This is a genomic window from Pseudonocardia sp. SID8383 (assembly GCF_009864975.1).
GTDB classification, from domain to species: Bacteria; Actinomycetota; Actinomycetes; order Mycobacteriales; family Pseudonocardiaceae; genus Pseudonocardia; species Pseudonocardia alni.
Genome location: NZ_WWFY01000812.1, coordinates 1 through 11,113, shown reverse-complemented (window position 1 = coordinate 11,113; position 11,113 = coordinate 1). Strand labels below are relative to the sequence as shown.

Annotated in this window: 7 protein-coding genes; 5 read left to right on the top strand and 2 right to left on the bottom strand. The window is 72.7% G+C overall.

Annotated elements, in window-relative coordinates:
- Window positions 1-422: 422 nt before the first annotated feature.
- Complete coding sequence (locus GTW08_RS19760; protein WP_161152358.1) at window positions 423-1,049, bottom strand: HAD-IA family hydrolase; 627 nt, start codon at window positions 1,047-1,049, stop codon at window positions 423-425.
- Between the two features lie 344 nt (window positions 1,050-1,393).
- Here GTW08_RS19760 and dnaE point away from each other — a divergent pair, with 344 nt between their 5' ends.
- Window positions 1,394-4,942: a DNA polymerase III subunit alpha gene (gene dnaE, locus GTW08_RS19755; RefSeq protein WP_161152357.1), complete on the top strand. Its 3,549-nt coding sequence runs from the start codon at window positions 1,394-1,396 to the stop codon at window positions 4,940-4,942.
- Window positions 4,943-5,087: 145 nt separating this feature from the next.
- On the opposite strand, the gene GTW08_RS19750 is transcribed toward dnaE, so the two are convergent.
- A complete protein-coding gene (locus tag GTW08_RS19750) occupies window positions 5,088-6,023 on the bottom strand; it encodes a PaaX family transcriptional regulator C-terminal domain-containing protein (RefSeq protein WP_073573906.1) in 936 nt (311 codons plus the stop codon).
- A gap of 110 nt (window positions 6,024-6,133) precedes the next feature.
- Here GTW08_RS19750 and GTW08_RS19745 point away from each other — a divergent pair, with 110 nt between their 5' ends.
- The 4 genes from GTW08_RS19745 to GTW08_RS19730 all read left to right on the top strand — a co-directional run.
- Window positions 6,134-7,402, top strand: coding sequence for an adenosylmethionine--8-amino-7-oxononanoate transaminase (locus tag GTW08_RS19745; protein ID WP_161152359.1), 1,269 nt, complete (start codon window positions 6,134-6,136; stop codon window positions 7,400-7,402).
- Between the two features lie 279 nt (window positions 7,403-7,681).
- Window positions 7,682-9,994 (top strand): SulP family inorganic anion transporter, encoded by a 2,313-nt coding sequence (locus GTW08_RS33035; RefSeq protein WP_073573905.1) that lies wholly within the window; start codon window positions 7,682-7,684, stop codon window positions 9,992-9,994.
- 49 nt (window positions 9,995-10,043) lie between these two features.
- On the top strand, window positions 10,044-10,433 hold the full coding sequence (locus GTW08_RS19735; protein ID WP_020623876.1) for a thioredoxin family protein: 390 nt from the start codon (window positions 10,044-10,046) through the stop codon (window positions 10,431-10,433).
- Between the two features lie 75 nt (window positions 10,434-10,508).
- Window positions 10,509-11,113: aminotransferase class I/II-fold pyridoxal phosphate-dependent enzyme (locus GTW08_RS19730; protein WP_161152356.1), on the top strand; the 605-nt coding region annotated here is incomplete at its 3' end.

Sequence of the window (11,113 nt, the reverse complement as noted above, 5' to 3'; positions counted from 1 at the left end):
TGGCCCTCGTCAGGCCCGGGTCCTCGTCCGACCCGGGCCCCGGCCGGCCGCGGACCTCGTCCGGCCTCGCGGTCTCCGGCCGGCCCCCGGCCTCCGGGCACCCCCCGGGCTTCCACCCGCCCGGGCCCGGGCCCGTCCGGCCGCGCGGCCACGGTCGCCCCGGCTGCCCGCCCATGATCAGCACGACCGAGCCGATCGGTGCCGGACGTGGCACCGATCGCTGCACAGACGTCGATCACGGGGTCGCTGCTCCGGTCCCGGCCCGGCAGCCCGGCCATGATCGCCGTGATGGAAGTGATCGGTGCCGGATGGGGCACCGATCGCTGCACGCGTGGCGATCATGAGCCCGACGGTGCCCGGGGTCCGCGGATCCCCTGGCCGCAGTGCACGGCGGTCGCCGGCGCCGGGTCCCGGGGGACCGGTCAGCCCAGCACCCCGCGCTCGCGCAGCACCCGCACGGCCCGGGCGGCGCCCTCCCATCGGTGGGCGTCCCAGCCGTGCGCGGACGCGGCGCGGACGTTGTCGACGCGGTCGTCGAAGAACAGCACCTGCTCCGGTGCGGTGCCGAACTCGACGTCGGCGCGCCGGAAGATGTCCTGCGACGGTTTCGCGGCGCCCACGTCGGCGGAGAACAGCAACCGGTCGAACGGGCTGCTCCAGGCCGCGGCGCGCACCGCGGAGGCCAGCCCGCGCGGCGCGTTGGACAGCACGGCGAGGCGCACCCGGGCCCGCGCGAGGTCGGCGATCAGCATCGACGACGACGGCGGCAGTGTCGACCAGAACGTGACGTCCACCCGCTCGGCGGCGTCCATCCGGGCGCGCTCGGGTGCCAGGCCCAGGTCGGCGCAGACGGCGGTCCAGTAGCGGTCCGGCGGGTCGCCCAGGTCGTGCCGGGCGCGGTGGCGCCAGTACGCCTCGCGCAGCACGGGTTCGGGTACGGCGAACACCCCGGCCAGCCGGCGCTCCAGGCCCACGGACGGCACCAGCACCTCACCGAGGTCGAACACCACCGTGGTCGGCGGTGTCGTCGGCTCGGGGGCGGTGGGCATCGTGGCCCGACCCTAACCCGCCGCCGGACCGTCCGCGACACGCCGTCGTCCGGGGTGGACAGGGGGTGAGCAGGCCCGACACGCGGAGCCCGATCGTGCCCGGCCGCCGTCGCCGAAACCGTCGGACCCCACCGTTACGCTGGGCCCCTCACCGATCCGGTCGGTCCGGACCCGCAGGGTCCACCGGCTCCGGCGAGCGGGCCCCGCCAGGTCCGCGCACCGGCGCCGATGTCCCTGCCCGTCCGCGCCGCCGGCCCGGTGTCGGCACGTCCGCCCCGACGGGCGTGCGCACCAGCGGAGGTCCGCGCCGTCCCAGCGGCGCGGGAGAGGAGCGCGGGACACACATGGGCAGTGCCGGATCCGGGAGTCGCTCCTTCGTTCATCTGCACACGCACACCGAGTTCTCGATGCTGGACGGTGCCGCCCGGCTCGACGACCTGTTCTCCGAGGCCGCCAAGCACGAGATGCCGGCCATCGCGATGACCGACCACGGCAACGTCTACGGCGCCTTCGAGTTCTGGCGCAAGGCGAAGGCGCACGACGTCAAGCCGATCATCGGCATGGAGGGCTACCTCGCGCCCGGGTCGCGGCACGAGCGCAAGCGCACCGCGCTGGGCAACGGCAGCGAGAACAACCCCGACCTCATGTACACCCACATGACGCTGCTCGCGGAGAACACGGAGGGGATGCACAACCTCTTCCGGCTCTCCTCGCTGGCCAGCCTCGAGGGCTACTACTACAAGCCGCGTATGGACCGCGAGCTGCTGGAGAAGTACGGCAAGGGCCTGATCGCGACGACGGGCTGCCCGTCCGGCGAGGTCGCGCGCCTGCTCCAGCAGCACGACTTCGACGCCGCCTGCCAGGCCGCGAGCGACTACCGCGACATCTTCGGGAAGGACAACTTCTTCCTGGAGCTGATGGACCACGGCATCGAGATCGAGAAGCGGGTCCAGGAGGACCTGTTCCGGCTCAAGGACAAGCTCGACCTGCCCGGCCTCGCGACGAACGACCTGCACTACACCTACCCCGACGACACCAAGGCGCACGAGGTGCTCCTCTGCGTCCAGACCGGCAAGACCCTCGCGGACCCGAACCGGTTCAAGTTCGACGCGCAGGACTTCTACCTCAAGTCCGCCGCCGAGATGCGCCAGCTCTGGGACCCGATCCACCCCGAGGCCTGCGACAACACGCTGCTCGTCGCCGAGCGCTGCAACATCGACTTCACCACCGGCCAGGACCTCCAGCCCAAGGCGCCCGTCCCCGAGGGGGAGACCGAGGAGTCCTGGCTGATCAAGGAGGTCGAGCGGGGACTGCACATGCGGTTCCCCGACGGCGTCACCGAGAAGTACCGGCAGCAGGCCAACTACGAGGTCGGCGTCATCATCAAGATGGGCTACCCCGGCTACTTCCTGGTGACCGCGGACCTCATCCAGCACGCCAAGTCGGTCGGCATCCGCTGCGGCCCCGGCCGTGGCTCGGCGGCGGGCTCGCTGGTCGCCTACGTCCTGGGCATCACCGACCTCGACCCGATCCGGCACAAGCTGATCTTCGAGCGGTTCCTGAACCCGGACCGTGTGTCGATGCCCGACATCGACATGGACTTCGACGAGCGGCGGCGCGGCGAGATGATCCGCTACGTCACCGAGAAGTACGGCGAGGACCGGATCGCGCAGATCATCACCTACTCGACGATCAAGGCGAAGGCCGCGATCAAGGACTCGGCGCGGGTGCTGTTCGGCCAGCCCGGCTACTCCGTCGCCGACCGCATCTCCAAGGCCATGCCGCCCGCGGTGATGGGCAAGGACATCCCGCTGTCGGGCATCTTCGACCCGTCGCACAAGCGGTACTCCGAGGCGACCGAGGTCCGCGCCCTCTACGAGGCGGACCCGCAGGTCAAGGAGATCGTCGACACCGCGCGGGGCCTCGAGGGACTGAAGCGGCAGTGGGGCGTGCACGCCGCGGGCGTGATCATGTCCTCGACGCCGCTCATCGACGTGATCCCGATCCAGCGCCGCGAGTCCGACGGCGCGATCATCACGCAGTTCGACATGGGCGTCTGCGAGACCATCGGCCTGCTGAAGATGGACTTCCTGGGGCTGCGCAACCTCACCATCCTCGACGACGCCCTGGAGAACATCGAGCTCAACGGCAAGCCCGCCGTCGACCTGGACGAGGTCGAGCTCGACGACCGCAAGACCTACGAGCTGCTCTCCCGCGGGGACACCCTGGGTGTGTTCCAGCTCGACGGCGGCCCGATGCGGGATCTGCTGCGCCGCATGGCGCCCAGCGAGTTCGAGCACATCTCCGCGGTCGGCGCGCTGTACCGCCCGGGCCCGATGGGGGCGAACGCGCACAACGACTACGCCGACCGCAAGAACGGCCGGCAGGAGATCACGCCGATCCACCCGGAGCTGGCCGAGCCGCTCAAGGACGTCCTCGGTGAGACCTTCGGCCTGATCGTGTACCAGGAACAGGTCATGTCCATCGCGCAGGTGCTGGCGGGCTACACGCTCGGCCAGGCGGACCTGCTCCGCCGCGCGATGGGCAAGAAGAAGAAGGAGATCCTGGACAAGGAGTACGCCGGCTTCGCCCAGGGCATGAAGGACAACGGCTACTCCGCCGACGCCGTCAAGACTCTCTGGGACATCCTGCTCCCGTTCTCCGACTACGCCTTCAACCGCGCCCACTCCGCCGCCTACGGCGTGGTGTCCTACTGGACGGCCTACCTCAAGGCGAACTACCCGGCCGAGTACATGGCCGGCGTGCTCACCTCGGTGCGCGACGACAAGGACAAGGCCGCGGTCTACCTGGCGGAGTGCCGCCGGATGGGCATCACGGTCCTCCCGCCCGACGTCAACGACTCGGTGCGCAACTTCGCGCCGGTCGGCGACGACATCCGCTTCGGCCTCGGCGGCATCCGCAACGTCGGGCACAACGTCGTCGACGCGATCGTCGCCGCGCGGCGGGAGAAGGGGAACTTCGTCGACTTCTCCGACTTCCTGCGCAAGGTCGACGCGGTCGTCTGCAACAAGAAGGTCGTCGAGTCGCTGATCAAGGCGGGCGCGTTCGACTCGCTCGGCCACTCCCGCAAGGGCCTGCTGCTCGTGCACGCCGACGCCATCGACGCGGTGATGAGCACCAAGAAGGCCGCCTCGCTGGGCCAGTTCGACCTGTTCGGGTCGCTGGACGGCCCGGGCGAGGGCGACGACGGCGGTCTCGGTGGCATCTTCGACGTGAAGGTGCCCGACGAGGAGTGGGACACCAAGCACAAGCTCGCCGTCGAGCGGGAGATGCTCGGCCTCTACGTGTCCGGGCACCCGTTGCAGGGCCTCGAGCAGGCGCTCGCCGCGAAGTCCGACACCTCGATCGCCGACATCGTCGAGGGCTCGGTCGCCGAGGGTGCGCAGGTCACCGTCGGCGGCATCCTCGCCAACGTCAACCGCCGGGTGAACAAGAACGGCGAGCCGTGGGCGTCGGCGCAGATCGAGGACCTCGCCGGCGGCATCGAGGTGCTGTTCTTCCCGCGGGCGTACCAGGTGGTCGGCGTCGACGTCGCCGAGGACGCGATCGTGCTGGTCAAGGCGCGGGTCAACAAGCGCGACGACCGCGTCTCGCTGATCGCGAACGACCTCGCGGTGCCCGAGCTGGCCACCGGCGAGGCCGGGCTGCCGATCCGGGTCAGCCTGCGCACCGACCAGTGCACCCCCGAGCGCGTCGCGAAGCTCAAGGAGGTGCTGACCCACCACCCCGGTACCTCCGAGGTGCACCTGACCCTGGTCTACGGCACGAAGATGACGGCCCTGCGGCTGGATGACTCGCTCAAGGTCATGCACACCTCGGCGCTGATGGGGGACCTGAAGGCCCTGCTCGGCCCCGGCTGCCTCGGCGGCTGACCGCCCACACCCCTCCCCGGGCGTCCACACCCGTTGCCACGGGTGTGGGCGCCGGGCAACGGTTGTGGGTGCGGCGCCGACCGGTCCGTGCCGCCGGCGCGCGACGGGTGGCCCGGGTGTGGCGGGGTGTCGCGGTGGGCAGGGCTCAGGCCCGGCGGGCCAGGTCGGCCCAGGCTGCGCGGGCGGGGGCGTCCCAGCGCTCGTGCAGCGTGGTGAACAGCTCCGCCGCGCGGGACCCGGCCCACTGCTCGGGCAGCAGCTCGGCGGGCAGCTCGGGGTCCAGGAACGGGAACCGTCGCCAGGCGTGGACCAGGCGGACCTGGCGGGCGAGGACGTCGCCGCCGTCGTGGGCGGCGGGCCCGGCGGCGCCCGGGGCCGAGGTGGCGGCGGCTGCGGAGGACGCGTCGGAGGCCGGGTCGAGGTGGGGGCCGAACTCGTCGAGGAACTCCGAGTAGGCCCGTTCCACGACGTCGAGGTCCCAGGCCTGGGCCACGATGTCGTCGGCGCGGCCGATGCCGCCGTAGTGCCCGACGAAGGAGTACCCGGACCCGGCGAGGTCGAGCTCGTCGAGCACCGCCGCGACCCGGGCCTCCTTGCCGGGGTCGGGGCTGACCCACACCCCGGGGGCGGGGGAGCCCAGCCCGGCCCAGGCCAGCCGGGTGCGCAGCCGGTGGCGCAGGCGTCGGCGGGATTCCGGGACCGAGGCGAGCAGGACCAGCCAGCGGCCGTCCCAGCCGGTCGTCGGACGGCCGAAGCCGTAGATGCGGGCGGCGCCGTCGGACAGCAGCTCCGACCCGGCGGGGGTGAGCGACCAGCGGACCCGGCGGCCGTCGCGGTCGGAGGTCAGCAGACCCTCGCCCGCGGTGCGGGCCAGCGCCTGGCGGGCCGACTTGGCCTCCACCCCGAGCGCTCCGAGCACGTCGAGCAGGGCCCGGGTCCAGACCGGTTCCCCGGCCGGGAGGACGAACTCGCCCAGCACGGTGAGCAGCAACGATCGTGCGGAGGTCTGCCCGAGCTCGCGACGGCGCAGGGCCGACCCGTCGGGCCCCTCCGGCTCGTACACGGAGTCGGGCGTGGCCATGGTCGGGCCAGCGTAGAGGGTCGGCACTAACGTGGGCGTCCGTGACCACCGCAGGCCCCGGGCGTGTCCCGGACCCGACCCTCTCCGGATCCCCGCTCGACACGGGGGCACTGCTCGCCACCGACCGGGACCACGTCTGGCACCCCTACGCGCCGATGCCGGCGACCCGGGCGCCGATCGTCGTGGAGTCCGCGCAGGGGGTGCGGCTGAGGCTGCCCGACGGCCGTGAGCTCGTCGACGGGATGTCGTCGTGGTGGTCGGCCATCCACGGCTACCGTCACCCGCGGCTCGACGCGGCGGTGCGCGACCAGCTCGGCCGGATGAGCCATGTGATGTTCGGCGGCCTGACCCACGGCCCGGCCGTCGACCTGGCCCGGCTGCTCGTGGACGTCAGCCCGGAGGGGCTGGAGCACGTGTTCCTGGCCGACTCCGGTTCGGTGTCGGTCGAGGTCGCCATCAAGATGTGCCTGCAGTACTGGCGGTCCCGCGGCCGGCCCGGCAAGCACCGGCTGATGACGTGGCGGCGCGGCTACCACGGCGACACCTTCGGCGCGATGAGCGTCTGCGACCCCGACGGCGGCATGCACTCGCTGTGGTCCGACGTCCTCCCGCAGCAGGTGTTCGCCGACGCCCCGCCGGAGGACTTCACCCACGACTACGTCGCCCACCTCGCCGAGCTCGTCGAGACCCACGCCGACGAGCTGGCCGCGGTCGTCGTCGAGCCGGTGGTGCAGGGCGCCGGGGGGATGCGCTTCCACGACCCCCGCTACCTGCACGTGCTGCGCGAGCTGTGCCACGCCCACGACGTGCTGCTCGTGTTCGACGAGATCGCCACCGGCTTCGGCCGCACCGGCGAGCTGTTCGCGGCCGACCATGCCGCCGTCGCCCCGGACGTGATGTGCGTCGGCAAGGCGCTGACCGGCGGCTACCTGACGATGGCCGCGACCCTGTGCAGCACCCGGGTGGCCCGCGGCATCACCGACGGCGAGGCCGGCGTGCTCATGCACGGGCCGACGTTCATGGGCAACCCGCTCGCCGCCGCCGTCGCCCACGCCTCGGTGTCGCTGCTGCTCGAACGTGACTGGCGGCGCGAGGTGAAGGAGGTCGCCGCCGGGCTACGCGCCGGGCTGGCCCCCGCCCGGTCGCTGCCGGGCGTGCGGGAGGTCCGGATCCTGGGCGCGATCGGTGTCGTCGAGATGGCCGAGGAGGTCGACGTCGCCGCCGCGACCGCCGCCGCGGTGCTCGCCGGGGTCTGGCTACGGCCCTTCCGCAACCTCGTCTACGCGATGCCGCCGTTCGTCAGCACCCGCGACGACGTGGCGCTGATCGCCGCCGGGATGCGGGCCGCAGCCCTTGCCGGGCAGCGGGACCAGCGCTGAGACCGTGATCCGGACCACCGATCCGGTGGACTTCGGTGTGTTCCACCTCACGTTACGCAGAGGTGAACGGCGCTGACCGGGCGTTTCGTCGTGGACGTCCGAAACGATGAGAAGCGCTCTCATCATGATCCGTTTCCGTGGTCGGGGTGAAACGGTGTCGGCCGATCGCATTCGTCCGGCCGGCCGCACCCGCTCCGCCGGTCGCGCACCGCGCGACCCGCCTCAGTCGACCGCACCGTCGCGGTCCGGCGCCCCCCACGGACCGACACGGAGGATCCGGTGCCCACGCGCAGTCACTCCAGCACCACCAGCCCCACCAGTAACACCGAACACCGTGTGGAGGACCACGAGCACGCCCCGGCCGAGTCCGGCCGCGGTGAGCACTCGCCCCCGGGCGGCTCCTGGTTCGGCCGCACGTTCCCGCACGCCCGGGCGGATTTCTCCGCCTCGATCGTCGTGTTCCTCGTGGCGGTGCCCCTCTCGCTGGGCATCGCCGTCGCCTCCGGCGCCCCGATCCTGGCCGGCCTCATCGCCGCCGTCGTCGGTGCCGTCGTCGCCGGTCTGCTCGGCGGCTCCAGGCTCCAGGTCTCCGGTCCCGCCGCCGGTCTGACCGTCATCGTCGCCGAGCTGGTCAACACCTTCGGCTGGCAGGTCACCACGCTGATCACCGCGGGCGCCGGTGTCCTGCAGATCGTCTTCGGGCTGACCCGGCTGTCCCGGTTCGCCCAGGCCATCCCGCCCGCCGTCGTGCACGGCATGCTCGCGGGCATCGGCGCCACCATCGCCCTCGGCCAGCTGAACGTCGTGTTCGGTGGTCAGGCGCAGACCGGCGGCGTCAACTCGATCGCCGCGCTGCCCGGCGCGATCGCGAACCTGTCCTGGCCCGCGCTGCTCCTCGGCGGCATCGTCATCGCGATCATGCTGACCTGGAACCGGCTGCCGGCGAAGCTGACCGTCGTCCCGGCCGCGCTCGTCGCGATCGTCACGGCCACCGTCGTCTCCCTCGCCTTCGCCGACGTCGTCCGGGTGCAGCTGGGGGGCTCGCTCCTGGACGCGCTGTCGCTGCCCGCGCTGCCGGAGTCGAACTGGGGCAGCGTGCTGTTCGGCATGCTGACCATCGCGCTGATCGCGAGCGTCGAGTCGCTGCTGTCCGCCGTCGCGGTGGAGCGCATGAGGCCCGGGACCCGCACCGACACCGATCGCGAGCTGCTCGGCCAGGGTGCGGCCAACACCGTCTCCGGCATGATCGGCGGCCTGCCCATCACCGGCGTGATCGTCCGGTCCGCCGCGAACGTCAAGGCCGGTGCCGAGACCCGCGCGTCGGCGGTGCTGCACGGCGTCTGGATCGCGTTGTTCGCGATCGTGCTGATCGGCGTCATCGAGCTCATCCCGATGGCCGCGCTGGCCGGTCTGCTGGTCATGATGGGTGTCGGGCTGGTCAAGCCGGCCGAGATCCGCACCGCGCGGCAGCACGGTGAGCTGGTCATCTACGCCGCCACCCTGCTCGGCGTCGTGTTCCTGAACCTGCTCGAGGGCGTCGTCCTCGGGCTGGTCCTGGCCGGGCTGATGCTGCTCTGGCGCGCCGTCCGGTCCCGCCCGCACCTGGAGCAGGCCGACGACGGCAGCTGCGAGCTCGTCGTCGAGGGCTCGCTGAGCTTCCTGGCCGTGCCGCGGCTGTCCTGCGAGCTGAACTCCGTCCCGCGCGGCTGCGACGTCACCGTCCGGCTGGTCACCGACTACCTCGACCACGCCGCCTACGACCACCTGCTCGCCTGGAAGGCCCGCCACGAAGGCACCGGCGCCACCGTGACCGTGATCGAGCCCGAGCAGGCCCGCCGCGCCGCCGCGCCCGGCGCCGGCTTCCTGACCTGGGGCGAGTGGCAGGGCAGGGAGACCGAGGGGCGCGCGTCGGGGACGCTGATGGCGGGCGTCGCCGCGTACCACGACAACACCTCCGAGGCGATCCTCCCGACCATGACCGGGCTCGCCGACGGGCAGTCCCCGTCCGCGATGATGATCACCTGCGCGGACTCCCGGGTGCTGCCGCACGTCATCACCCACAGCGGCCCGGGCGACGTGTTCACCGTGCAGAACGTCGGCAACCTCGTCGTCGGGCCCGGCACCGCGGCCGCCGTCGAGTTCGCCACCGGTACCCTCGACGTCCCGATCGTCGCCGTCTGCGGCCACTCCGGCTGCGGCGCGATGCAGGGGCTGCTCGCCGGCGGCGCGAACGGGGACTCCGCGCTCGGCCAGTGGCTGCGCGAGGCGCGGCCGGTGCTGCGTGCCTACGAGAACGGTCACCCGGTCGCCGTCGCCGCCGCGCAGGACGGTTTCGGCGAGGCCGACCAGCTGGCGATGGTGAACGTCACGATGCAGCTGGAGATGCTGCGGGCGCAGGACTCCGGCGCCGAGGTGCTGGGCCTGTTCTACGACATCCGCAGCGCCCGTGTGCTCGTCCTCGACGAGGACGCGGGCCGGTTCGTCGAGCCCCGCGCCGACCTCGGCGCCGGGGGCTCGGACCTCGACCGGATCGCCGCCGGGCACGGGCACGGGGCCACCGCCGCCGCGGCCCGCCGGCTGCTGAAGGTCTGAGCCCGCGCATCCGGGAACAATCCGCACCCACGACGTCGTTGGGGACCGTATGGCCACCGTGGAACTGACCACCGACAACTTCGACGACGTCGTGGGCGCGCCCGGGACGACCGTTCTCATCGACTTCTGGGCGTCCTGGTGCGGGCCGTGCACCCAGTTCGCCCCCGTCTACGACGCCGCCTCCGAGAAGCACCAGGACGTGACCTTCGGCAAGGTCGACACCGAGGCCCAGCAGGCGCTGGCTGGCGCGTTCGGGATCTCCTCGATCCCGACCGTGATGGCCGTCCGCGACGGCGTGGTGCTCTACTCCGAGCCGGGCGCGCTGCCCGCCGAGGCCCTCGAGGACCTCATCGGTCAGGTGAAGGCGGTCGACATGGACGAGGTCCGTGCCGCCGTCGCCGAGCAGGAGAAGCAGCAGGGCGAGGCGCCGCAGGCCTGACCCGGCGTCCGCACGACCCACGGAGCCCCGCACACCCCAGGGTGGGCGGGGCTCCGTCGTGCCTAGGGTGTGGGCGTGACCGGCCCCGACCCGACGCCGCCCGGACCCCGCCCGCTGGCCTGGCTCGACACCCACGCCCGCGCCCGAACCGAGGCCGGTCTGCGCCGCAGGCTGTCCCCGCGTCCGGCCGGTCCCGCGGGCGGGCCCGCGCTCGACCTCGCCGGCAACGACTACCTCGGGCTCTCGACCGACCCGCGGGTCGTCGCCGGGGCGACCGAGGCGCTGCGTACCTGGGGTGCGGGCGCCACCGGGTCACGGCTGGTCACCGGCTCGACCGCGCTGCACGCCGAGCTGGAGGCCGAGCTCGCCGCGTTCTGCGGACACGACGACGCCCTGGTGTTCTCCTCCGGCTACACCGCCAACCTCGGGGTGGTCACCGCGCTCACCGGCCCCGGCGCGCTGATCGTGTCCGACGCCGCCGCGCACGCCTCCCTGGTCGACGCCTGCCGGCTCTCCCGGGCCCGGGTGGTCGTCGTGCCGCACGCCGACGTCGACGCCGTCGACGCCGCGCTGGCCGCCCGCACCGAGACCCGCGCGCTCGTCGTCACCGACTCGGTCGGGTCCGCCGACGGCGACCTCGCCCCGCTCGCCGCGCTGCACCGGGTCTGCCGGGCCCGCGG

Bases quoted from the DNA above. Each gene is read 5' to 3' on its own strand.
- GTW08_RS19760 (WP_161152358.1), bottom strand. From the start codon at position 1,049: ATGCCCACCGCCCCCGAGCCGACGACACCGCCGACCACGGTGGTGTTC.
- dnaE (WP_161152357.1), top strand. From the start codon at position 1,394: ATGGGCAGTGCCGGATCCGGGAGTCGCTCCTTCGTTCATCTGCACACG.
- GTW08_RS19750 (WP_073573906.1), bottom strand. From the start codon at position 6,023: ATGGCCACGCCCGACTCCGTGTACGAGCCGGAGGGGCCCGACGGGTCG.
- GTW08_RS19735 (WP_020623876.1), top strand. From the start codon at position 10,044: ATGGCCACCGTGGAACTGACCACCGACAACTTCGACGACGTCGTGGGC.